Source organism: Marinobacter sp. NFXS11 (genome assembly GCF_040148675.1).
Taxonomy (GTDB): domain Bacteria; phylum Pseudomonadota; class Gammaproteobacteria; order Pseudomonadales; family Oleiphilaceae; genus Marinobacter.
On record NZ_JAGDDV010000001.1, the window covers coordinates 1,166,289 to 1,190,350 of the forward strand.

General features: G+C 51.1%; 18 protein-coding genes. 9 read left to right on the plus strand and 9 right to left on the minus strand.

Annotation, left to right across the window (positions count from 1 at the left end):
- Positions 1–2 precede the first annotated feature (2 nt).
- The 8 genes from J3362_RS05505 to J3362_RS05540 all read left to right on the plus strand — a co-directional run bounded on the left by J3362_RS05505 (position 3) and on the right by J3362_RS05540 (position 11,386).
- Complete coding sequence (locus tag J3362_RS05505; protein WP_349518484.1) at positions 3–1,064, plus strand: FemAB family XrtA/PEP-CTERM system-associated protein; 1,062 nt, start codon at positions 3–5, stop codon at positions 1,062–1,064.
- Positions 1,061–2,236, plus strand: coding sequence for a glycosyltransferase family 2 protein (locus J3362_RS05510; RefSeq protein ID WP_349518486.1), 1,176 nt, complete (start codon positions 1,061–1,063; stop codon positions 2,234–2,236). The genes J3362_RS05505 and J3362_RS05510 overlap by 4 nt, the downstream gene beginning before the upstream one ends.
- Positions 2,237–3,607 (plus strand): O-antigen ligase family protein, encoded by a 1,371-nt coding sequence (locus J3362_RS05515; protein ID WP_349518488.1) that lies wholly within the window; start codon positions 2,237–2,239, stop codon positions 3,605–3,607. It begins immediately after the preceding gene.
- Complete coding sequence (locus J3362_RS05520; RefSeq protein WP_349518489.1) at positions 3,604–4,755, plus strand: glycosyltransferase family 4 protein; 1,152 nt, start codon at positions 3,604–3,606, stop codon at positions 4,753–4,755. Before J3362_RS05515 ends, J3362_RS05520 begins: the two co-directional genes overlap by 4 nt.
- 2 nt (positions 4,756–4,757) lie before the next feature.
- On the plus strand, positions 4,758–6,656 hold the full coding sequence (gene asnB / locus J3362_RS05525) for an asparagine synthase (glutamine-hydrolyzing) (protein ID WP_349518490.1): 1,899 nt from the start codon (positions 4,758–4,760) through the stop codon (positions 6,654–6,656).
- Complete coding sequence (locus J3362_RS05530) at positions 6,653–7,774, plus strand: glycosyltransferase (RefSeq protein ID WP_349518491.1); 1,122 nt, start codon at positions 6,653–6,655, stop codon at positions 7,772–7,774. The genes asnB and J3362_RS05530 overlap by 4 nt, the downstream gene beginning before the upstream one ends.
- A 73-nt stretch (positions 7,775–7,847) precedes the next feature.
- Complete coding sequence (locus J3362_RS05535) at positions 7,848–9,239, plus strand: oligosaccharide flippase family protein (protein WP_349518493.1); 1,392 nt, start codon at positions 7,848–7,850, stop codon at positions 9,237–9,239.
- 128 nt (positions 9,240–9,367) lie between these two features.
- On the plus strand, positions 9,368–11,386 hold the full coding sequence (locus tag J3362_RS05540) for a PA14 domain-containing protein (protein ID WP_349518494.1): 2,019 nt from the start codon (positions 9,368–9,370) through the stop codon (positions 11,384–11,386).
- 39 nt (positions 11,387–11,425) lie between these two features.
- Here the strand turns inward: J3362_RS05540 and J3362_RS05545 are convergent, their stop codons facing one another.
- Positions 11,426–12,733 carry a glycosyltransferase gene (locus J3362_RS05545; RefSeq protein WP_349518496.1) on the minus strand — a complete coding sequence of 436 codons (1,308 nt, stop codon included), beginning with the start codon at positions 12,731–12,733 and terminating at the stop codon, positions 11,426–11,428.
- Positions 12,734–13,306: 573 nt separating this feature from the next.
- Between J3362_RS05545 and J3362_RS05550 the strand changes: the two genes are divergently transcribed.
- Positions 13,307–14,461, plus strand: a complete 1,155-nt coding sequence (locus tag J3362_RS05550) for a hypothetical protein (protein WP_349518497.1) — start codon at positions 13,307–13,309, stop codon at positions 14,459–14,461.
- On the opposite strand, the gene J3362_RS05555 is transcribed toward J3362_RS05550, so the two are convergent.
- The 8 genes from J3362_RS05555 to J3362_RS05590 form a co-directional block, all read right to left on the minus strand.
- Positions 14,444–15,394 (minus strand): glycosyltransferase family 2 protein, encoded by a 951-nt coding sequence (locus J3362_RS05555; protein WP_349518498.1) that lies wholly within the window; start codon positions 15,392–15,394, stop codon positions 14,444–14,446. The genes J3362_RS05550 and J3362_RS05555 overlap by 18 nt on opposite strands.
- 6 nt (positions 15,395–15,400) lie before the next feature.
- Positions 15,401–16,765 (minus strand): phenylacetate--CoA ligase family protein, encoded by a 1,365-nt coding sequence (locus J3362_RS05560; RefSeq protein ID WP_349518499.1) that lies wholly within the window; start codon positions 16,763–16,765, stop codon positions 15,401–15,403.
- 1 nt (position 16,766) lies between these two features.
- Positions 16,767–17,282 (minus strand): acyltransferase, encoded by a 516-nt coding sequence (locus J3362_RS05565; RefSeq protein ID WP_349518500.1) that lies wholly within the window; start codon positions 17,280–17,282, stop codon positions 16,767–16,769.
- A 106-nt stretch (positions 17,283–17,388) separates the two neighbouring features.
- Positions 17,389–19,938 carry an RIFT barrel domain-containing protein gene (locus J3362_RS05570; protein ID WP_349518502.1) on the minus strand — a complete coding sequence of 850 codons (2,550 nt, stop codon included), beginning with the start codon at positions 19,936–19,938 and terminating at the stop codon, positions 17,389–17,391.
- 2 nt (positions 19,939–19,940) lie between these two features.
- The gene (locus tag J3362_RS05575) at positions 19,941–21,281 is read right to left on the minus strand and encodes a polysaccharide pyruvyl transferase family protein (RefSeq protein WP_349518504.1); all 1,341 of its coding nucleotides are present in this window, start codon (positions 21,279–21,281) and stop codon (positions 19,941–19,943) included.
- A complete protein-coding gene (locus J3362_RS05580; RefSeq protein WP_349518505.1) occupies positions 21,281–21,940 on the minus strand; it encodes a PIG-L deacetylase family protein in 660 nt (219 codons plus the stop codon). Before J3362_RS05580 ends, J3362_RS05575 begins: the two co-directional genes overlap by 1 nt.
- Before the next feature lie 5 nt (positions 21,941–21,945).
- Complete coding sequence (locus tag J3362_RS05585; RefSeq protein WP_041645248.1) at positions 21,946–22,731, minus strand: sugar phosphate nucleotidyltransferase; 786 nt, start codon at positions 22,729–22,731, stop codon at positions 21,946–21,948.
- 24 nt (positions 22,732–22,755) lie between these two features.
- Positions 22,756–24,042, minus strand: a complete 1,287-nt coding sequence (locus J3362_RS05590; RefSeq protein WP_349518508.1) for an NAD(P)H-dependent oxidoreductase — start codon at positions 24,040–24,042, stop codon at positions 22,756–22,758.
- Positions 24,043–24,062: the final 20 nt, after the last annotated feature.

Here is a 24,062-nt window from a genome sequence, read left to right on the forward strand (position 1 = left end):
TAATGTCGGTCGAAGTTCGCGCCTTCACGCTGGGCCAGTGTCCGAGGGAAGTGCTTGACCGCTATCTGAGAAAAACTGAGGAAGCGGGTCCATATCATTCCATGTCGTGGTTGGAGGCAATCGAAAAGGCCTATCGACATCAGGGCAGGGTGATCGTCGCTTATCGAAACAACGAGGTTTGTGGGGTATTGCCTCTTGTGAGGATCAAGCCACCCTTCCTTCGTCCTCAATTGATTTCACTCCCCTTTTGCGATTACGGCGGCCCTGTCGCAGACGATGACACGATTCGAGAACACCTGCTCGCAGCAGCAAAAGAGTTGAAAGCCAGAGAAGGCATTAACTCCGTTGAGATTCGCGTCAGAAGCCCGGCTGGAGAACCCGATACCTGGACCACTGGCGAGAAGGTTCGAATGATTCTTTCTCTGCCGGGAAGCAGTCAGGCTTTGTTCGCAAGTTTCAAACCGAAACTTCGAAGCCAGATTCGCAAGGCTGAAAAGAACGGACTTGTTTGCAGTGTTGGAATGGAAGAAGAGCTTCTCAGGCGATTCTATAATGTCTTTTGCGACAATATGAGGCGTTTGGGCTCACCGGTTCACAGTTTGTCTTTTTTCCAGGCATTGAGGGCGGCTTATGGCCCCAGGATGGTAGTCGCTGTTGTCGACCTGGATGGCTTACCTGTTGGGGCGGGTATCGTTCTCCTTGGCAACGAGGAAGCTTGCATTCCCTGGGCATCCACGCTGGCGGAATATAATCACCTTGCGCCGAACATGCTCCTATACTGGCGCTTGCTTGAGTGGGTCAGCGATAGTGGCGCGACAACCTTTGATTTTGGGCGTTCCTCCTTCGGCGAGGGCACTTTTCGCTTTAAAAAGCAGTGGGGAGGCCAGCCAGCAGCTCTCAGGTGGTACCACCTAGACGATGACCCCAATTTTGACAACCCAATTGTCGTGTCCACCAATCTAAAATCCAGGATCAGGCAATGGATAGTGGCCGGCTGGCAATGCTTGCCCCTTGATTTGGCCAATTGGCTTGGTCCAAAGATAAGACGATATATCAGCCTATGAGCGCGATTCTGATTGCAACCATTGTATGCTTCTTGGTCCCGGCCTATGTCTATATCGGGTATCCGCTCCTGCTTGGGGTTCTGTCGTCATTGAAGAGGTCGGAAACAATAGCGCTGCAGACGGATAGTGAACTGCCTTCGGTGACGCTCATTATTTCCTGTTTCAATGAGGCGGATGTCATTGAAGAAAAACTGCGCAATGCATTAGAGCTTGATTACCCGAAAGATCGACTAAGCGTATTGGTGGTTTCCGATGGCTCAACCGACGGCACGGACGAGATCGTTAAACGATTCGCCGGCAAAAGTGTACAGCTGATAAGGCAGGAGGGGCGCTTAGGTAAAACAATGGGTTTGAACCTGGCCATGGAGAGTGTGGTTTCCGACATTACGGTGTTCAGCGATGCCAATGCGATGTATGCGCCAGATGCTGCTCGTCTGCTGGTTCGCCACTTTCAGAAGCCCGATGTCGGCTATGTGGTTGGTGCGGCGCTCTATACGGATGGGGATGCCGGAGCGAGTGCTCAGAATGAAGGCGTCTACTGGCGATATGAACTGGCGATCAAAACCATGGAATCGCGCCTTTCGTCGGTTGTCGGAGGTGATGGCGCCATTTACGCCATACGAAGTTCGTTGTGGCAGCCTCTGGATCGAAAAGACATAAACGATTTTGTGAACCCCCTTCAGATTGTACTCAAGGGCTACCGGGGGGTTTTCGAGCCGCAAGCTCAGTGTTTTGAGGAAACTGCCGGAGAGTTTGACAAGGAAATTGCCCGTAAAGAACGCATTGTAAATCGGAGTATTCGAGGGCTTTTCCGGGTTAGGGGCGTCATGAATCCCCTTAGAACCGGGCTTTTTTCCTTCATGGTGATTTCTCACAAACTGTTGCGTTGGTTGATACCCCTTTTCCTCGCTTTCGGTGGTTTTGGGAGTCTGGTGCTGTCTTTCTATGGCCTGGTTGTCTTCAAAATCATTGCTCTTGGCGGTTTGCTAACGCTTGGACTAGCGGCCATTGGTCATCTTTCCTCCAATAAGAACGTACTGCCAATCTGGATTTCATTTCCATACTACTTTATTGCCGTGAACTGGTATGCGGTTCGGGGGATTATCAGAGCAATTCAGGGCGAAACCCAAGTGACGTGGGATAGTGCAAGGCCAGGGAGGGATGGTCGTTAGATGTCGAAGTTTGCGCTTCTATTCCTTCTGGTATTTTTCGGTGGCATTGTCGCGGCCCTCGCTTATAGCGGTACCGCAGCATTTGTGGTCTATCAGATCGTCTATTTTTTTAACCCTGACAATCGGTGGTGGGCTAGCAGTATTCCCGGATTGCGCTATTCGCTCATCGCCTCTGTACTGATGCTATACGCTCTTGCAATAAAATATCGTCATTATTCCGAATTGAGCCCATGGGGAGAGATGGCGCCGTTCAAGTGGATGCTCGCGGTTCTGGCCATGTACTACGTTGCGTACACTTTTGCGCTTGATCTTCCCAACCATAAACGCTTCACGTTCGAATTTCTCAAGCTGATCATCATTGTATTGGTTGCGTACAAGCTCATTTATTCGGAGAAGGCGCTCAAGGCATGTTTGTGGGTATACATCATGGGGTGTGCCTATATCGGTTACCTGGCCCACGTAACGGGTCGAAATGCGCAAGGAAGGGTTGAGGGTATTGGAATGGTTGATGCTCTGGACGCCAATGATACGGCGGCTGCTCTGGTCCCTTCGGCAGTCCTGCTACTTTATTTCGCTTGGATGGGCGACAAAAAAATCCGGGCTCTTTCAGTTGTATGTGGTGCGCTGATTGCCAACGGTCTCGTTCTGATCAACAGTCGTGGTGCATTTCTTGCGGGAGTTGTCAGTTTGGGCATTTTCATCCTGTTCATGATTTTTTCCAGCCAGCAGCGCAAAGGACAGCGATTCACGGCTGTGTTCATGGTTGTTGTCGGGCTCTCAGGCGCAATCTACGTCACCGATGACTTGTTCTGGGAACGTATGGGAACGCTGAAAGAAATCGAAGACAAGGAAACCAGTGGCTCAAGTCGTATGGTGTTCTGGTGGACAACGTTTGACATGCTTGAAGATCATCCAATGGGCATGGGGATCAACGGATATAACAGACTCGCCCCACAATACATGGACGACGAAACCCGCGGAGGAGTGGAGCATCGCTCTGTCCACTCGATGTGGTTCCAGGGATTGTCGGAACTGGGCTGGCTGGGCTTCGGCTTTTTCTGCTGCATGTTGCTGTCGCTCTATCGCCTGGCCCGCAAGGCCAAGAAGTATGTGATGTCCATGGATAACACCAAAGCGTATTTTCAGATATTGGCGCTGGAGTGTGCGTTCATCGGATATCTTGCCGCGGGCACCTTCATAAACAGATTCCGGGCCGAAATCCTTTATTGGATGATTCTTTTTCTGGCTGTTGCGATCAAGGTCTATTACTTGCAGGCCAAGAAAGCAAATGCTGGTGCCGCCGGAGAAGGCGACGCAGCATCGTGCAAACGAGCCAAATTTACACGCAAAAGCAGGGACGTATACACGTGAGTCAGATCAAGGTGCTTCAGTTTATCTCACCTTCGGGTTTTTACGGGGCCGAAAGATGGGTACTGGCATTTGCCAACAACATTGATCCGCAGCGAATGCGATGCGATCTGGCAGTAACGAGGGAAAGCCCGAACCAAGACCTGCGCGTAGCAGATTTCCACCCGGACTCGGCTGGCCAAGTCCATTACATTGACATGGCAGGTCGATTTGATATCAGAAGCGTCAAAACGCTGGTGAACATTATCCGGGAGCGCAAAATCGATGTCATTCTGACCCATGGCTACAAATCCGATATTTTGGGCTTAATCGCAGGCAGAATCGCGGGCATTCGTTGTGTGAGTACACCCCACGGATTCTCCGGCAATGTCGGCTTTAAACTCAAAATGTTTATCCGGCTTGGAACGTCCATCCTAAGGTACTTCGATGCCGTCGCGCCCTTATCGGAGGAATTGGTTGAGGACATGCTCCGGTTCAGAGTGCCGTCACCAAAGATTCGATTTATCCGGAATGGCGTCGATATCAAGGACATAGACGCCACACTTTCAAATACCAGTTTCCGGGAAAAGTCGGAAGCCGGTATCCGACCAATCGGATTTATCGGACAGCTCATTCCCCGCAAAGGACTGCTGGATCTATTGAGTGCTTTTGAGTGGCTGCACGGACATCGCCAAGGCCTGGAGCTACAGCTCATAGGTGAGGGACGGCAGCGTCCAGAATTGGAGGAAAAGTGCACCCGCATGAAAGCAGGGCCGGCTGTCAGATTTCTGGGCTTTCGCGAAGATCGCCTGGAGCTGCTTTCCAAGTTTGAAATGTTCGTTATGACCTCTTCGTTGGAGGGGATTCCCAGATGCTTGATGGAAGCGATGGCGGTTGGTGTTCCAGTCGTTGCCTACGATATCCCTGGCGTAGATCAACTGGTCGAGGACGGAGTTACAGGATTATTGGTGCCACACGGCGATGTCGGTGCATTAGTTGAAGCCTGCAATAAGCTGCTTGATGACCCTGAACTGAAGGCCACACTGACTGCGAATGCCAGGGCCCGAGTAGAAGAAGTCTATTCGGCGCGACGAATGGCTGATGAGTATCTTGAACTCTTTCAGCAGCTTATGTCCTCCCGCACTTCAACGGTAACCGGGGGGGCCGACTAATCATGTGTGGCATCGCAGGATTTTTGCGCACCGATACGTTGCCGGATCGAGAACACCACCACTTATGGGCCGAACGGATGGGCCAGGCCATTGTTCATCGAGGGCCGGACGCAAACGGCGTCCACATCGATCAGGACGTCGCTCTTGTTCATCAGCGCCTGAGCATCCTGGATTTATCATCCGCCGGTAACCAGCCGATGGTGTCGTCGTGCGGGCGGTACACTATCGTTTTCAATGGCGAAATTTACAACTTTCGCTCGCTCCGCACCGCATTGGAGCAAGACGGTGTTTCGTTCAAAACTCAAACAGATACGGAAGTGCTCCTCGCTCTCTATGCGAAGCATGGCGAATCCTGCCTCAGGGAACTGAACGGAATGTTCGCGTTCGCCATCTGGGATACCAGGGCCAAGTCACTGTTCATTGGTCGCGATCGACTCGGGAAGAAGCCTCTCTACTACACCGACACGGATGGGCAGTTCCTCTTTGCCTCTGAAATCAAAGCGCTATTCGCAACGCCCGTTGTGCGCCCAGCACTGAGGCCGGATGCGATCAAGGACTTTTTTGCCTATCAGTATATTCCCGACCCCAAAACGATCTATGCAAACGTCCACAAATTACCTCCCGGGCATTGTATGGAAGTTTGTGACGGCCGTCTTTCAGTGAGGAAATACTGGGATCTCTCCTTCAGACCTGTAGACGGGCGGACGGTGAGTGACATAAAGGCCGGACTTTACGATGTCATTGACGACGCGGTTCGCCTCAGAATGATCAGTGACGTTCCCTTGGGCGCTTTCTTAAGTGGTGGAATCGACTCCAGCGCTGTTGTCGGTCTGATGGCTGGTCGGTCTTCTCAATCTGTTACTACCTGCACTATCGGATTCGATGATAAAAAGTTCGACGAGGTGAACTACGCGGACCGTGTGGCCAGGCAGTTCAAGACAGACCATCACGTATTTACGGTCAAGGAGACGGTAGCGGACAACCTCGTTGGTATTAGCCGATTCTTTGATGAACCATTTGCCGATCCTTCTTTTGTGCCCACGTTTTTCGTTTCACAACTCGCCCGCACCCAGGTTACCGTCGCGCTCGCAGGTGACGGCGGCGATGAGAATTTTGCGGGTTACTCCAAGTATCGGACAGATGCCATTGAAAACCGAGTCCGGTCTTTGTTCCCCTCGACTCTGAGACATTCACTCTTTCCTGGGCTATCCCGACTGGCAGGCCATGTCCCGGGCCCGTTGGGTAAAAAAGCGTCGTCGCTCCTTGGGACCGTAGCACTCGATCCGGATCGCGGATTCTTTACGAGCAATTGCTTTTTCAATCCCATGGTATGGGAAAGCGTTGTCTCCCCTGAGTTTGCCGCGTTAACCCATGAGTACGACCCTGCGGACAGTACCCGGCTTCACTATCAGGAGGCACCTGCGGATGACCATCTCTCCCGCATTCTTTACACAGATATCAAGACTTATTTACCAGGGGACATCCTGGTAAAGGTTGACCGAATGAGCATGGCGAATTCCCTGGAAACCCGTGCTCCGCTCCTTGATTACCGGGTTGTGGAGTACGCCGCCGGCATTCCTTCTGCGCTGAAGCTGAAAGGCAAGAGCAAGAAGCACATTCTCAAGGAATGTTTCTCTGAGTTGCTCGATGAAGACATACTCTACCGACAGAAAATGGGCTTCTCGGTGCCGCTCGCCCAATGGTTGAGATCGGAGATTCGTTCTATTGCTGAACCGCTTTTGACGGGGGCCGATAGTGGTTTGGCCCTTTATTTCAGAATGGAGCAGGTAAGGGCACTCTGGCAAGCACACCTTTCAGGAGATAACCGTTTCACCCAGGAGCTCTGGAGCATGGTGGTCTTCGCCCTCTGGTATAAGCACTACAAAGATTTCATAAGATGACAGAGCCCTCAATCAACGTGCTTCATGTCACCTTCAATATGGCCATAGGTGGCACTGAACAAGTGATCAATCAGCTGGTGAGGCACTCCAGATCCAGCAAAGTCCAACATCAGATCGCGTGCATCGATAGTTTTGTTGGGGAGATCGGTCAGGCCCTGGAAAATGAAGGTTTGACGGTGTTTTGCCTGAGTCGGCAGCCAGGGTTTGATCTGGCGTTGGTCAAATCGCTGAGAAAACGAATTCGGGAGGGACGGTTCGATATCGTTCACTGCCATCAGTACACGCCCTATGTTTACGGGTGGCTGGCATCGTTTGGCACCGGCGCCAAGGTGGTCTTCACTGAACACGGGCGGTTCTTTCCGGACAGATACCGGTATAAGGCCCTCATGATCAATCCTTTGATGGCACTTATGACGCCTGCGATCATCGCTATCTCAGGAGCGACCCGAGAGGCGCTTTCCCGATACGAGTTCATCCCTAAAGCCAAAATTGAAGTGATCTATAACGGTATCGATTCCCTTGAACGGGACGAGGAACAGGTATCAAAGATACGCACTGACCTGGGCATTTCAGCAAAAGCCCCGGTTCTGGGTACGGTGTCGCGACTTGATAGGGTTAAAAATCAGAGACTGATGATCGATGCTTTTGCAAAGTTGTTGGAAACCTATCCTGCGGCCGTTCTTCTAATGGTCGGCGACGGGCCCGAAAGGTCGGCGTTGGAGAAGAGGGTGGCCGCCCTCAATATTGCAGAATCAGTCAGGTTTACTGGATTTATTAACAGACCCGCCCAGTATCTGGGCTTGATGAATGTCTTCCTGTTGTCCTCTTTCACTGAAGGAACATCAATGACTCTGCTCGAGGCCATGAGTCTTGGCATTCCCGCCGTTGCGACTCACGTTGGGGGCAATCCTGAAATCGTTGTTGATGGGCAGACGGGGTTTCTAACCCAAAACAATAACAAAGAGGCATTTTTGTCGGCGATGTTAAGACTTCTCGAGGACCCCGGCCTTTGGCGTGCATGCTCTAGGATGTCCAAAGAGCGTTTCAATGAACATTATTCGATAAGTCAGATGACGAACCAGTATCTAACTATCTACCACCAGTGCAGAGGCAACTGATCCACCTATGTCAAAAGTTCGACGTGCACTGCTGTTTTCATTTCTGACCCGGTACGGAGGAATGCTCATAGGCTTGGCGACCACGATGATTGTGGCCCGCCTTCTTACGCCAGACCAGATTGGCACGTTTGCGATTGCCAGCGCCATCGTCATGGTTATAAGCGAATTTCGCTTATTGGGCGCAGGGATGTATCTGGTGAGGGAATCCGAGGTGACCGAGGAGAAAGTAAGGGCTGCTCTTGGCCTGACAATGCTGATCTCCTGGGGGATGGGTATCGGGATCTGGTTTTCCGCGATTCCGGTTTCGGAGCTTTACGACTTGCCGCCGGTTGCAATAATCTTCACGATCCTGTCGGTCAGCTTTTTTCTGGCTCCCTTCATCAGCATACCCGCAGCGATATTGACGAGAGAATTCAGGTTTCGCGAACTCTTCTTCATTCGCTTGGGGACGTCGCTTTCAAACCTGATTTCTACCGTTGCGCTCATTCACATGGGCTACACCTATTACGCGTTGGCGTGGGGTTATACGTTCTCAGTTGTCGTCGAATTTCTGATTATTTTAACCTTGATGCCGGCCCGCATCCGTTGGAAGCCTTCATTCAGAAACCTTAAGCCGATAGCGAGCTTCGGAATCTACAACTCACTTGCTGGTTTCTTCCGGCGGGGAATGGTCACCGCCCCGGACATGATCATTGGTAAGCTGGGGACAACGGCTCAAGTCGGTCTGTTCTCCCGGGGCCTGGGGTTCATTGAATTCATGTCGCAAATTCTCCTCATGGGGGTAAAGCCAGTAGTTTTGCCGTTCCTGTCTGAAGTACAGCGGACCGGTAAAGACGTAAACAAGGCTTACATCGGTGCCACGGTATTGCTTGGCGGGTTTGTTTGGCCGGTTCTTGCCGTAGCGAGTGTTGTTAGCCTTCCTGTCATCCGTCTCTTTTTTGGTGATCAGTGGGACGCAGCGGCGCCGTTTGCGACCATGTTGGCATACTGGGCCATGTTCCGTACGGTTCACTGGTTCTCGAGCGACCTTCTTGTGGCTCGAGGAAAAGAGCGGCTGATGGTTTTAAAGGAAGGCGTGATGTTTGCGCTGTATTGCCTTGGGATCGCAACAGCCTATCCTCACGGCTTAATATACGTAGCGGGAAGTTTTGCGGTTGTGGGTTTTCTGGACTTTATGTTCACGACAATTCTGTTGGGCACTTTCCTTAATCTGGAGATCATCGCGTTCTTTCAGGCTTGGATAGGTAATGCCGTAATTACCACGGTATGCTGGGGATCAGCCTGGGGAATCTACGGGTTAGGTAAACAATGGTTTGATGGAACCATTACTCCCTTCTTGGCAGTGGCCTGCCTCTTACCTCTGGTTTGGGTGAGCAGTGTATTCTTTATCAAACACCCCCTGAAAAATGAGGTTATTAACGGATGGGTGTGGTGTCTCAACAAAATGCGATCGGGGAGGCTTTAGAACCGCTCCCTCTTTGTGTGGTTTTTTAATTGCCAATCATTACATCCATTGCGTGGCGTGATTCAGTACCGATGACGATACTGACTATTCGAGACTAAACACCCCTTCCTCAGGTTTTGGAGTCTGCCATGGCAACTGGAAAGCTTGTTCCGTTAACCTTGACTGCCCTTTTCCTATCAGGATGTCAGTCCTGGACCATGAGAGGTGTCGATTCATTACCTCCAACCGCAGCCCTCCCGGAGACCAGCGAGGCAGGTTGGGCTGAGCTTCGTTATTTTGACGGAGTGACTGGAAACTCAATAGCTCAGCTCACCAGTCTTGCCCGCTACCCCGATAATCCGGATCAAGTTCTGGAACTAACGCGCCTGTCGGTTACCCCCAATCGCGCAGACAACTATGGCAGCCTCGTTCGTGGTTTCATCGAGGCCCCAACGAGCGGGCTGTATAAGTTTTATGTGTCTGGTGATGATGAAACGCAGTTTTTGCTGAGTCCGGGCCAGAATGCGTCGGATGCCAGAGTTATCGCCTCTGTTACCGGGTGGACGTCTGCAGGCGATTACTCAAAGTACAGTTCCCAGGTGTCCGCGGTTCAGGAGCTGACGGAAGGCAAGCGTTACTATTTTGAACTAAGGCACAAAGAAGGCGGTGGAGGTGATCATTTCAGCGTGGCCTGGGAGGGGCCGGGTTTTGGAAGATCCGTTATTGAATCCCAGTACCTTTACTCACCCCGGCAGGAAAGCCAATTGTATCCCGATACGGCAGACGCCAAGCGGGGCTTTTCAGCAGGATACCGTGTCGGCTTTTTTGACGGGGAGCAGAGCCTGCCTTTCAACGATGCATACCCACCGCTGGATGAAGATCAGGATGGCCTTTATGACAACTGGGAAGTGCAGGCAGGCCTCAATCCGGCCGATCCTGAAGATGCGAAGGCCGACCCGGACAATGATCTGCTAACAACCGCGGACGAATATCAGCTATGGATTGATCCCACATCCGCGGACACGGACGGAGACTCCATACCCGATGGAGCAGAATTTGCGTACGGTCTCGATCCCTCAAATCCGTTGGATGCCCAGAGGGACTCGGACAGAGACGGATACTCCAACCTTCGTGAATACAACGAAGGAACGGATCCGAGTAACCCTGACGATAAGCCTGCTGAGCCAGAAGCCCCGGCGGATGTACCTTATACCCAAGGTCTGGTTGGCCAATACTTTTCAGGGAGAAATTTCGACACGTTCGATTTCTCACGCCTGGATACTAGCCCAACTAATAGCTGGGGCGGTGGTTCACCTGGCGGTAACCTCCCAAACGATCGATTTAGCGTTCGTTGGTACAGCACTCTGGTTCCAGCATTTGATTCAGGGCAGCGGAATTATGAATTCCGTATTAGTCGCGATGATGGAGCAAGACTTTACGTTGGTGGTGACTTGATCATAGATGCGTGGACAGGACTCAATTCCACGACCTATCGCACTCAAAAAGCCGTTTCGGCTGGGGAAAAATATCCGGTGGTTCTGGAATACAATGAAGGCTACGGGGGGGCGAGTATCGTGCTTCAGGTTGTGGACATGAGCAATGGCCAAACTGTTAACCCCTCCGATATCTTCCTGGTAACGCCGCTTGACGCTGAGGTGTCTCTGGATTCCGACGGAGACTCAATTCCTGATGTTTGGGAGATGGAATACGGCTCTGATCCCTGGACGGATGATGCCGGACAAGTATTGAACTCTCAGGGGGTCTCGGTCCTCAGTGCATTCGAAAGTGGCGTAAGCCCTCGCAATCCTAGCGAGGCGGCAATATGGGAGGGCAGCATCGCTGGAAGCGGCGATTCGACCACGAGTGAGCCGTCTGCTCCAGAGCCTGATCCAGAGCCTGCGCCAGGCCCTGTCGTAACCCTCAGCTGGACAGCTCCCGGGACACGGATTGACGGTACGTCAATTTCCCTGAGCGAGATTCAGTCGTACCAGATTAACTATGGGCAGAGTCAGTCTTCACTTGAACAAACGGTGACGGTATCCAGTGATATAACCACTTATAGTTTTGAGGGACTGAACTCGGGCGTCTGGTACTTCAACCTCCAGACGAGGGACCAAGATGGATTATTTAGCCCTCCATCGAATACCGTTCAGTACAGTATTCAGTAGTCAAGGAACGGGCGTGCCTGATTGGTACGCCCAAGTTTTTCAGGGACTGTTCACACATTCGTCGAAGCGTTGGGCCAAGGTCTGGGTAATATGTGATATTTCGAACTCGTTTCGATTTTCATAGCCAGAAAACGAACTGAGATTTTCGTCCAGGGCATAAGCTTTCAGGAGTTCAGTCAATTGTGATTCTTCCTCAAAGCTAACCAAATCCCCAAGCTTTTTATTCATAACAAGGGTGCCCAAAGCTCCGTCTGGAGAAGTAATGTTGATAATTGGCTTGTTGATAGCCAGGTAATCATAGAGTTTGGACGGAATCTGGGTGCGGGTTCCTGGTTGGACATTGACGACAAGATCAGCTGACGCAAGTGCTGAGAGACATTCCTTATAAGGTCGGGCGTGATCCAAAATCAAGCTGCCATCTTGAAGCAGGTCGGAGAAACGCTCTTTTAAGTCGTAACCGAGATTTACATCGCCTATCTGTCGGAAAACGATCTTTCTGCCCGAGTCTCCTAACTGTCGATTTGCCGCTCTGATGGCTTCGAGCAACACCGCAGGGTCGCGAACGCCATAGAGAAAACCTGCGTGACAAAGCAAAAGAGCTTGTTGATCGGTCACTCTCGGTTCTGCCACGATATCCTGAAATTCACTCGAATCGAATCCATTGGGCATAACAAAGAATTTGCTCGCAGGTTCATCTGGATACCGATGAATGAATTCAGCGTGCAGGGGGTCTGTATTGAGAGATACGGCCGATGCATGCTTCACAACACGCCGTTCGAGCCTTGCGCTCCAATTATCCAACAATCGCCCTTTCGATTGGTGGAAAGGATTATTCATCCACGGGTCACGAAAATCCACGATTAGCGGACGGGAGCTCAATCTACTGATGAGATAGCCGGCGACCAATCCGGACCAAGGCGAACCCGTCGCAAAGATAGCATCAACCTTGTGTTCCTTGACAACCCCGATGCCTCTTATTACCGCTGGAATTATCCATGGCCCGGCTTGGTCCGGGAAGTAGCAGGCGTCATAAATAAAGTCTTTAAATTTTTGCACCTTGCTTCGACTGGCTACTTCGCCGTCAGTATTGGAAGTTTTTAGAACTGACTGGACAGTCTTCTCTAACGATTCAGGGTTTTTTGAAGAAGATCTTAGTAGCCGAATCCGCTTTCTGACCCACAACAGAAATTTAAAGATGTCTAAGCTTTTTACCCTGTGTATTTGTTCTCTATTAATCGGTAAGTGAAGATGTGCAAGCGCATCATGAGATGATTTTGTTTGAGGAGAGGTTGTGAGCACGTGACAGCGACCATTGGTCAGGTTGCGCACGAATTTTACCGTTCGCATGCATCCAGGAACACCTGTGCTACTGGTAGGGGGGTAGAAATAGGCGATAAACAGAATGTGTTTACCTTTGAGATCTGCTTTAGTGCTCGACATATTCCTTTGCCAGAAAGCCTCATCGTATAAATTTTCAATTGCCTTCGTTACGACTCTGGATGGCAGGACCATTCAGTTGCAAGATGGTCATGTTCCAGTAGCCGATAAAGTGTAAAAATAACGAAGTGCGATTGGTGTGGTGGTTTCAAACATAGGAATGTTGTTTTCTGATGATTTGAACACACCCAAAATTGTCTAGCTCGCAAATCTATCAGATTGGAGTTAATAACTGTAGAGGATATGGCGCCGCTTTTGGGAAAAATTAGGTCTATCCCCACCAATGGCTGCTTGCTCGGTAGGTGCTAGACTGAAATACAACGTTACATAAGGTCGCCAATCAACACAGTCAGTTGCCATGGAAATGAAGCCTGTTCACATACTGGGGACACGGCTTCGAGTACCTTTTGAAAAGCCAGTACAACTTGGATAGCGAAAGGATTACCTATGCTCCCGTTACCTAATTTCTCAAGAAAGCTCTGTTTGATTGCTCTGGTTGCCTCAAGTGGAATAGCCAATGGCGAAATTCTATTTCAAGACAGCTTCGACGGTCAGCCAGATTGGCACAGTGGTCTAGAGGTCAACGCGACCTCAGCAAATCCTGCCGGAAAGCCGGATCGTGAACAGCGCGCCTCCACGCACAAAATTCCGGCAGGATGGTTCTCTGTGAGGCAGGATCCGGTCTGGGCTCCTTCTACCGGCCATCCTGATCGCCATGAAACGATTGAGATATTGGCGAAGAACTCGAGTAAAGCGCGCGGTGGAAACGGGAAGTCCTTCGTTAGTTGGAGAGATTCTTACGATGCCGGTTGGAACTACTGGGGTTCAGAGTCGATGCTAGTGCAGTATCTTCCCGAGGGGCACGACTCACTCTACGTTGAGTTTTGGATCCGCTTTGGTGACAACTGGACACGCGAATACGTTAGCGGAACGCCGGCAGCAGCGTCAAAACTCTTTCGTGTTTCTAGCTGGAGCGGTGACGGAAGCGAGTATCAAGCATTCGGCGGCGGAGAACTTGGTCCAATATTTTTATGGGATCACACAATCAATAGCTATGGGGTGCGAAATGCCCTGGCCTTCAGAGGCGGCCCGCATGGAGATAACTACGGCTTCTCAACTGGGGACATCTCAGGATTGCCGCGGCAGTTGGTGGGAATTGGTGACCTAAATATGAACTTCACTGCCGATCTATCGGGTATGGGGCCGAATGGCTCTGACCCTGAATTGGAAGATCGAGTAAATGGTGGCCTTCTTTCAAGGGATCCGTACGTCAATATCTCCCACGATCAGGTCTATGGTCGAGGAGGCTCGTGGACTAAATTGGCTTTCTACGTGAAGATGAATTCGTCGCCGGGCGCGAAAGACGGAATAATGCGGCAATGGATCAATGGAGAACAGGTTTTTAACGTCACAAGCATTCCTTGGATTCGTGGCTCGACCTCTGAAGACGTGAATGCCAAGTGGAACCTTGTGGCGATCGGTGGCAATGACTTTTTCCAAACCTATGACAACTCAGAGCGTCGAGAAGAGTGGTACTCGATAGATGATTTCGTAATAAGAAGTGACATTCCCAGTGATTTAATGGGAGAGCCGATTGCATCTCCACCTGCACCCCCAACATCAATTGAGATAAATTAATGGTCGCAGTTGACTGAGGAGAACAGCGGAAAGGCCGATGGATCGGCCTGCTAAATAGAGTAAGTCTAAATAGTATGAGTTTGCGGCTTCTGAAAGTGAGCACGGTATCCGCGACACTCTTTTAAAGCGTTTTGCTGTAAGTATCGCTGGGAGACTTAGTGCAAACATCAAGGCCAGCATCGACGCTTTTGGTGCTAGAAACAAGGAGAGACCGCCTAAAGTAGCCAGTGCAGTGAACAATCCGGCAAGAAGGAATATCGGATCACACATATTGTTTCTGAGGTTTGACGCATAGGACTTTGCATGCCAGATTTGGCGCTTTAGAAAGGCGTTTTGCGTCTTGGCGTTTCCCCAATGAACAACGTTTAGAGCTCTTTTCAGGCTAACCGAGTTTCCTGCGATTTTCAGCCGGCGAGATAACTCACTGTCTTCTCCGGATGACATGCCCTCATTGAAGCCATCCATTTTTTCAAATAGTTCGCGTTGCAGGACGATTGAGCAACCGATGAGTTCTCTGGGTAGAGTATTTCCTTCGCGCCCCTCCAGAAGCCAGCATCTTTCAATCCAGCTTGCGTTGGGAGGAAGCAAGCAGCCACCTCCGAAAGCCGTTTTCTCATTGCGGCTAATAAGCTCTAGAGCACGATTCAGCCAGTCATCGTCCAATGTGCAGTCAGCATCTATGAAAACGAGGTTCTCGCCTTTTGCTTCTGATGCGCCCCTATTCCTGACCGCTCCGACTTTACCATCGGGATACTCAATGGTCCGATCGGCCAAAGCCTGGCTTATTTCTACAGATGCATCCTCGGACCCATTGTCGACAACAAGAATTTCAAACTGGTCTCTCGGAAAATTCTGATTGTTTAGCGATGAAAGGCATTTGCCGATATGCTCGGCCTCGTTAAAGCAGGGGATAACTATGGTAAAAATGATCATGTTCGACTATGCCTTAGCTGCCCGTACAACACTCTTGAATTTCCCGTTTGCAGCCCTTGGGATTTGACATGTGTATTCAATAAGGAGCTTCATTTCCGGACCTGTCCGAGCGTGAAAGTTCTCCCGTAGGGTGTGCTCGTTTAGTGATGATTCGTCGGAATCTTTTACAATAAGTATTCGGCAATGTTCGTCGGTCTCCTGAATAACCTGAGCCTCCTTAATGCCACGTAACCCCTTAAAAATATGGTCAATTCGACCAATTCTTCGACCATCCGGCGTCTCAATATAGTCATCTAGCCGACCGTTTATCCCTGCGAACACGGTCTGAACGTTTCCTTCACTCTCACTGATCAGTGTCGCAGAATCACCTACTCGGTAGCGTAGGAGTGGCATGCAATAATTGGTAAGAGAGGTTGCAATAATATCGCCCTGCAGCCTATTGCTCTCGCCGGTTAGCACTTCTGTGATTCCCAGCGTCGGGTTAATCTCATAAAGGCCTTTCTCGTCCTGTCCCGCAAAAACAACGTACTCTGCGGTTCCATAATAATCTCGTACCGGGCACTGGAAGACGTTCTCAATTCTCTCTCGCTGCCAGGAAAGAAGCGTTTCGGAGTTTGTAATAATGGCTTGGGGTCTGAACTCTGGCCTGGTTTCAGTCAACTCGTAGTATCCGGCAATGTCCGAAATAGCGGACGGATACCCGATTAACTCGAGCGGAGCAAATGAATCGAGATCCTTTCGATAGAACGGGAAGGTGTCCTTGTTCAGATGGTAACTGGAGTAAAGCCGTTGGTTTTCGGCGCGATTGAAGCGCCAGAACGGTGGGGAAAGATCATTTGCTCTCTGGACCATTCTGCCGGCAAACGTGGCTCTGCGGGCGCCGAACGGAACTCCGTGGAACTCTTCATGATCCACCACCAATGCCATGGCCATTTTATACGTCGTTTCGTCAACTGCCAGGGTTAGCGGGGTACCGGTACTTCCACTGGTGTTCTGGAGAATATAGGGCGTTGAGCCAGCTGCTCTGAAATTCCCCTGGTCCTTGCGCAGGGTATCTTTGTCCAGAACCGGGATTTTGTGGAGATCGTCAACGTGGGTGATGTCCTGGTCACGCAGTCCGTGTTCGGCAAATAGCTGTTGGTAGTAGGGCACGTTCTGTTTACAGAAACGAACCATCTCATAGAGTCTTTCATTTTGGTAGGCGAGCCGTTGGCTCTCAGTCCAGTGACGCGCCTCGAAGAGAAGGGAGCGGGTCTGATGATAGCGGCCAGTGTATCGTTTCAGGTAGAGGCGATAGCCCAGTGCGCTGACAAGCATGTTTTGCAACCACACGGGGCTTGAATAATAGAGGCTTTCGATTCGACCACCCATATCAGTTTGCATTCTCCCCTTGTGTACCGGATGGCTGTTCACTGAAGCGTGAACGTACCTTTTTTGCCGGATTGCCCGCGACGATACATCCGGGCGGTGTTTCCCTGGTTACAACAGCGCCGGCCGCCACAATACTGTGGTCGCCGATATCACTCATCACAACGGATGTGTTTCCGAGCCAACAATCCCGGCCAATCCTGATTTTCGTAAAGGTCCCACCCTGTTCCTGAATGAGGCGTTGTGGATCGTTAAATTCGTGTTGCTTGCTGCCGCTGAGCACATGCACGCCACTGCCCAGCAGGGTATTCTCCCCAATGGAACACTTGCCAATGTTGCATTGAGGGCCCACATAGACCCCTCGTTCGATGGTTGTGTCCCAGTGGGACAAAACCGTCAGAAAACCAATGGAAATCTCGCTGGATGTGTCGGGGCAGGCGAGGCTGTAAAAGCTGGCTCTCAAATAGATTCCGGGTTTTCCGGGAACCAGGCTCAATAACTGGGAAACGGACTGAAACACGGAATCCTGGTTGCCTATGATTGAAAACCCGCGGTAAGCCAGCCATAAAGGTAAGACAGCCAGTGTAAATATGATTCGTGCAAGAGTCTTCACCTGCGATTTCATGTCAGCGCTCCAAACGTATCTTTAACCAGGATCTTTCTCTGGAGGGACGAAATTGCATCAACCCGCGTCCAATTCGGCAGCCGATCTGGACGAGGACTCTCAGGGTAGATCTGGCTTTTGTTAACGCCATCCGGTGGGTATTTTTGGGCGACAGAAGGTGTCCTTTCTCTGGTATTGATGTTTGGAAATTATGCGGGCCGTAATTTTGAAGCAGTATAATCAGGATTCTGGTGAAAGAGCGTTCTTCGCTGGCCTGGAGCTTCTGAGTCACATAGTGAGACCATTCAGATGCCTTTTCTTCGTATTTTTCCCGGTGCGCGGTATCGAACAGCGCCGCCTGCTTCATCAAAACTGCTTTCCTGAAATCCTGTGCGACCCAGGTGTCGTTCGGAAATTCAAGGTTTTCCGAAGCATCCATAAACGGACGTTCATTTTTAACCATCCAGCGCCAGTAGTGCCTGAGACTCGCCAGCGTGTATTGATAAGATTCGTCTATCGCGTTGTTGTCCAGTTTCATCCAGAGGTAACGAGTCATGGCCGAAAGCAACACAAGATAGTGCCAACCCGTTTCAGCGTTCAATAGGCCACGCTGTTCAATGTTATCTATTGGGCCAATAGTGCTGCGAATCACGCTTTCGGCAAGATCAAGCCAGCCCTTTTCTGGTTCCAGCAAACTGGCATCGAGCAATGTGTTTATGTAGTTTCCCGTGCCGCGTGTGAACGGATATCGATAAACCCCGTTCGTATTACCGCCCAAAACCTTCTTTAAGCGTGGGAGATCCGTTTTCTTGACAGCGAGCACCTGCGCTAGAAGACCTTTTGATCCCTCATGAGCATTTCTCATCCAGGTCGCAAGTTCGATAACGGCTGAACGCGATGACTCAGACCCGGTCATCCAGAAATGATAGAGCAATCCCGTGCTGTAACAATGCTCCGCCGCGGGTCCCCCACCGGTTTGGCCTGGTATCGAGCTGGTTGAATTAAATCTTGAATAGGTGCGGTGCGTGGCGGTGTGGGCATCAAGGTAGTGATCTGTGTGCCAGAACATACCATGGTTGTATTCAGTGCGGTCATCGTCAGTGTGATAAATGTCGATGTCTGCCACGTGTTTTGCGAGATCATCCATTAGCTCGAACCAACGACGATCCCCCGTCAAGGCAAACTGGCGTGCGAAGCCGTAGATGGCGTCGTACTGATTGTTGTAATGGGTAATAAACCTGGGGTGATCGGATGGCAGGTACATGCATTCATGATCAGCATAGAGGTCGCCGAAGTTCCGCCATCCGTATTCGTCAATGATCTCCCGTTTTTTCAGGAAGCCCTCGTCCGGTGACAGCCCCAGTGCTATTAGCGCATCCACCTCATCGGGCTCCTCCGGAGGAGAAAAGCACGAGAATGCTTTGGTTTTGGCATAGTGTTCGGCTGGAACAACGGGCGTCACGGGTGACTGGAGGTTCCTCAGGGTTTCTCCATCGCGTGTCAATTGGATCCAGGCTGTTTGACACTTTTGTTCGCCCCCCTGAAGCTCGTTATCCAGATCGGTCTCAGGATAGAAGCCGATATTTACACAACCTTTCTCGGCCTTGATGGAAGACGGGAAGTTTTGCCAAAAGTTGGACAACAGCACACAGGTGCCAGAGCCACCTCCCGTTACCCCAGCGACCGGAGATGCACGATATCCATGGTCTATCACTTCGGAGTTCCGGAAAAGCCTGAATCCGCGGTACTTCGTCGTCACAACGCCATCCCGATTGAGATGGTTGTTGCTGTTCCAATTTTCGCCACCGCTGGACTCCTGGTGGAGGAAAAGCGCTTCATTCTCGCTGAAAATTGGCTCGACACCATGCTGGGGCCTGATCCACTGGGAGCGGCTGTCCATTTGTCGAATATTTAGCGAGAATGATTTGAAATAAACGGAACCCGGGTCGCCAAGATCCCACAAGCCGCCTTTGTGAACAGCCCTACGGGGATTGTGAAGACCGGCGTCGACACGAATCAGTTCGCCCACTTTAAAGAGTTGGATATCAATAAAAAACCGGACGAGATCGGTACCCGCTGAGGTAAGGAAAACGCCTTCTGAACGGCGGCGTGAGAAATAGGCGCCGTCTTCGACAACAACCCATTTTTTCTCGAATCGTACCGGACAAGAGGTATTCAAAGGATCCTTCAGCTCGAACTCCAGATCCCGACAATCGCCGTTTGGCAGCATAATCCTGATGCTAAGGTCACTTTCACCCGCCTGAACAGGCGGAACGACCCGCGAATCTGGGTATTTGAAACAGGGCTTTTCATTGAAAAGCTCGACGACTCGGGTTTGGTTCGGGGCAAGGCCGGCCGGGAAGGCCACTTGAAGCCAACGTACGCTGTTATCTGGCCAATAGCTGAGAGGACGGGTCTGAAAAGGTGTGACCAATTCACCGTCAGAATATTTCAGACAATGAGGTTGCTCGTCCTGGAGATACCCTTGCGCAAGTGGAATTCCAAGTTGAATCGGTTCAGAGGTCCTCGAAAAACCTTGTTCTTCTCGGAGTACAACGCTAGGCCGCGACATGCTTACTGCTGATCTCCTTTGATCGCCAGGGCGGCAATAATTCGATACTGTTCGTCAAGCGCCTGGATGTATCGTGAGTGCTCTTCAGAAAGCTTGAGAGAGCCAGTAGAAATTCGCTCGGTCAGGGCCTTATACTTTTGAAATAAGGTCTTATCATCGAAATCATCAATGTTGACGAAGTAATCGCCTAGCCCAACATCCACAAGTAGCTCTGCAGCTTTCCGGTAATAGCAAATACCCAGTACAGGAATGCCAAGTTGTAGTGGTAATACGGTGGCGTGAAACCGGGTGGCAACTACGCAATCTGATTGGCTGAGTGTCTCCATCAGTTCGGCCACCGTTCTGCTGCAGGCAATCGAGGGCCGAGCGGTAACCTTCATGGCTTCGATCAAATCGTCGATAACGTCTTCATCCTTCAATTGTGTGCTGAATAACGTGAGATGAGCTCCCTCTTGAACAACGTATTCACAGAGTCTTGCCAGTTTCTGGACGTAGTCGTGATATAGGGTGTCGTCCGGATGGTGCCAGTAGCGCCTGTCAAAGACAGGCATTGGGTTCACAGCGACCCGCAGCCTATCGCTTCGCTGTGGTCGACTTGGAATGGACCCGCCGTCGTAAAGACTGTGGGCCAGGTCTGGAAAGACTGGCCCCTCTATACCTACCTTTTCACGAACCAGTGTTTGCGAGCCTTCGTCCCTCAATGAGAGGTAATCGGCCCGCTTCAACGCCCTGCCAAGCATCCAGTAACTGAGAGGGTGGGTGAGCGGGCCGGCACCTATGCTCAAAAAGGCCACCTTTGTGCCTGAACGCTTTGCGAGCCACGTCCACTTAAGCAAAGTGTATGGGAACCCCCATGGCCCGCCAAAATTGTCCAGGAACTGGTTTGAGCCTGAGATCAGAAGCAGGTCAACGGTTTCCAGTCTCATTCTGGCGGCTCGAAGAAACACAACTTCCTGCTTTAACGTATGGCGGAACTCGACTACGTTCTGGCCTGTGCGAAGTAGGCTGCCCAAAAGTGGGAAAGACTTGAGCCTGGTCTTCCAAGATTTTGCTAATGGAGTGGCTACTTCGTTTACAGCCGCTGGTGCAGGGGTGTCTTCCTGTGCGGGCGCTTGGGTCCGGGGCGGATTGAAATAATCGGCACGATACCGGATCGGGAATGAATCGACACCGTGTCTGCTGGCGCTGTCCGAAGGATTGATGGAAAAACAGGAGAGTTCCGCATTGGGTAGGTGGTGACGAAGATTTTTCAATACCGCTTCGATTATGGCCTCATCACCAAGGTTCTGGTTTCCATAATGACCAAAGACAGCGATTCTGGGTGAAGGAGAGCGCGCTGACATCAGACCGACAGGACCATTTTGCGAGAGTAAAATGCTTCTGCGATGGTGTCAGCAGCGTTGGATTCCATACCCCGGATTCTCATCAGGCTCCAGAACAGGTCTTGGCTGAACCATGCTTTTGCCGCCTGTGAAGTGTAGGCTTCGTGTAAGAATCGGATTTTGGCCTCGCCAGTAGCCCTGGAAATGGGGAAAAAAGCGTTCGGCTGCCCCATGTCTCCGTCCCACTTCGGAATTTCATATTCCAGAATCAATTGGTTTCTGAACGTGTTCCAGGTCAGATCTGAAACAGTGCGATGATCCTGGTGAAGGTCATGACGATAGTGAGTGAAAATTATGTCAGGTTGGGGGATGTCATGTTTCAGGTGTTCGAAGGTCTCCTTTAAACGCTCGGGCTCCGTTGGAAGAAAACCGTCCCGAAAATCATGAATCCTCAGCTCCAAAGAGTCCGCGCCTTCGCTAAACAGCCGTGCGCCCGTTTCGGCCTCTTGCCGGCGTGCAGGGTTCGAAGCAAACACCACCCAGGTAAGGTGTACATCGATTCGCTCTGTGAGAATTTGAAGCAGGGTACCACCGCAGCCGATCTCAATATCATCGCAGTGGGCGCCCAAGCACAAGATGTGTAGGGGGCTCTGTGCTTCACCAAGCACACTGTTTAACATAGCGGCTACACCTTCTCTCGCCAGACCTGCCAGGGGCATTCCCCGCTGGCATTAAGCTCATCAAAGGCCTGCTTGTCCTTAAACGTGTCCATGCATTTCCAGAAACCGTCGTATCGGTAAGCCACCAGCTCATTTTCTGCTATCAGTCGCTCGAACGGCTCGTGAACGAGTTCCTCACCGTCCTGTATGTACTCATAAATTCGTTTCTTGAAAATGAAAAAGCCGCCGTTCACCGTCAGGCCAGTATTGGTCGTGTCCTGGATGCTGTGTACGGTACCGTCGTCGTTAAGCCGCACGTAATGGAATGACTGTTGTGGCTGCACACAAAGGAAACAGGCAGTTTTCCCGCTTTTCTTGAAAAACTCCAGCATGTCATCTAGTGGAACATCCGAAAGGCCATCCGCATAGTTGGCCATGAACATGTCGTCGGGGCCGAGATCATCCAGATACTTCTCAACTGCCTTCAGGCGCATCCCGATGTTTGATTTGAGCCCGGTATCGGCGAAGGTAATCTTCCAATCGTGGATGTCGGTTTTGGTCAGGTGCGGTTTGCCGGCTTCAAGCACGAAATCGTTAGTAAGGCACTCGTCATATTTCAGGAAATACTGTTTGATTACATGGGCGTTGTGGCCAAGGCAGATAACGAAATCCTTGTGGCCGTAATGGGAGTAGAACTTCATCAAATTCCAGACAATCGGCCGGTGGCCAATGGGCACCATCGGCTTGGGAATGTTTTCTGAGAATTCACGCAGGCGCATTCCTAGTCCGCCACAAAAGAGTACAACCTTCATAACACTGACTCCCTTCAACTGCCGCTATGAGCAAAGTGTAGCAATCATTTCTTCTCTGAGTTGGTCAATCAGGCGCCCGTCGGGCAACTCAACATCATCATAGGTAAGTGCCTGGTCCATAGGCACGTGGCGCTTTACTTTGCAGTTCTGGGCAACGCCCATTGGCAACAGGTTGTCCCGCAGGCTGGTCCCGAAATTGTCGATCAGGGCGTAATTGGTAAAGCCTCCTATGCCATCAAGGATGTCGCCCTCGTTGAGATCCTTTTTCGCGATTGCGACTGCTTCGCAATAGGGCTTTCCAAGAGGGGTAACGGCAGCGTCATTACAAAGGACGCCACGACAAACCGTGATGGGTATTTCCAGCTGCGGAAGGTGGAAGGGGGTGTAGAACACGTAAAAAGGACCGTCGCCCATCTTCAGGTACTTCAGGTATTCCTGCTTCATCGGGTTGTCGGTGTAACCAACAATAAATGCGCCGGTGTATGGAGAGGCGCCAAGAAGGAAGTCCACGATACCTTGGCCGGGAGAGAAGGCATCGTCGGGGAAATGGCTAAGGCAGGTTCGTACATCGTCACACGCGGGCCCGTACATGCCACGCTTGCCCACACCAAAGCCAAGTGCGTTCGCGGTGACCGTAAGCTCCATGGACAGTTTGGTGCCGTCCACGAAAGAGGTCATCATGTGTGGTTTCTGGTAGTTGGCCTCTGCAAACGCCTTTTGGGTTTCAGGCGTTCTGTGAACATCGTAGAAGCCTTTGAGATTGCCGGCGCCCACAACCTCCAGCCCCATGGTGCGAACGTGACGAGCCAGGTTGGAAGCTACACCAGGTTCGTCGCCGTCTGAGTTTGAATAGACTACGCCATTCTGCTTGGCATAGTGCTTCATCAGAGGACCAACGGTTGCGTCCATTTCGCAGTTCAGTACGAACGTGTGCTTGCCTGCCTTGATGGATTCCAGAGCGACCCAGGCGCCATACTCCACTTCGCCAGTCGTCTCAAGAACGGCGTCGATGGTAGCAGCGTCAAACGCGACTCTGGCGTCGTCCGCAATACAGGGAGTGCGGGACTCAATTGCTTGTTCCAGTTCGGCGCTGGTCGAAACAAACTGAGTGTTGTCTACGCCAGCATTGCGAAAAACTGCTTCGGCGTTCTCTGGGGTTCGGTTGACAATTACCGCCAACTGAATCGCCGGGAATGAACTCTCAATCTGTGCGGCGATATGCTTCGCGCTGTAACCCGCGCCGACCATAGCCAGTCTGATCGGACGGTTTTCCTGTACACGCTTTGCAATCTCTGTGTCGACTATGATCATTTTGCTTCCCTGTCTTTCTA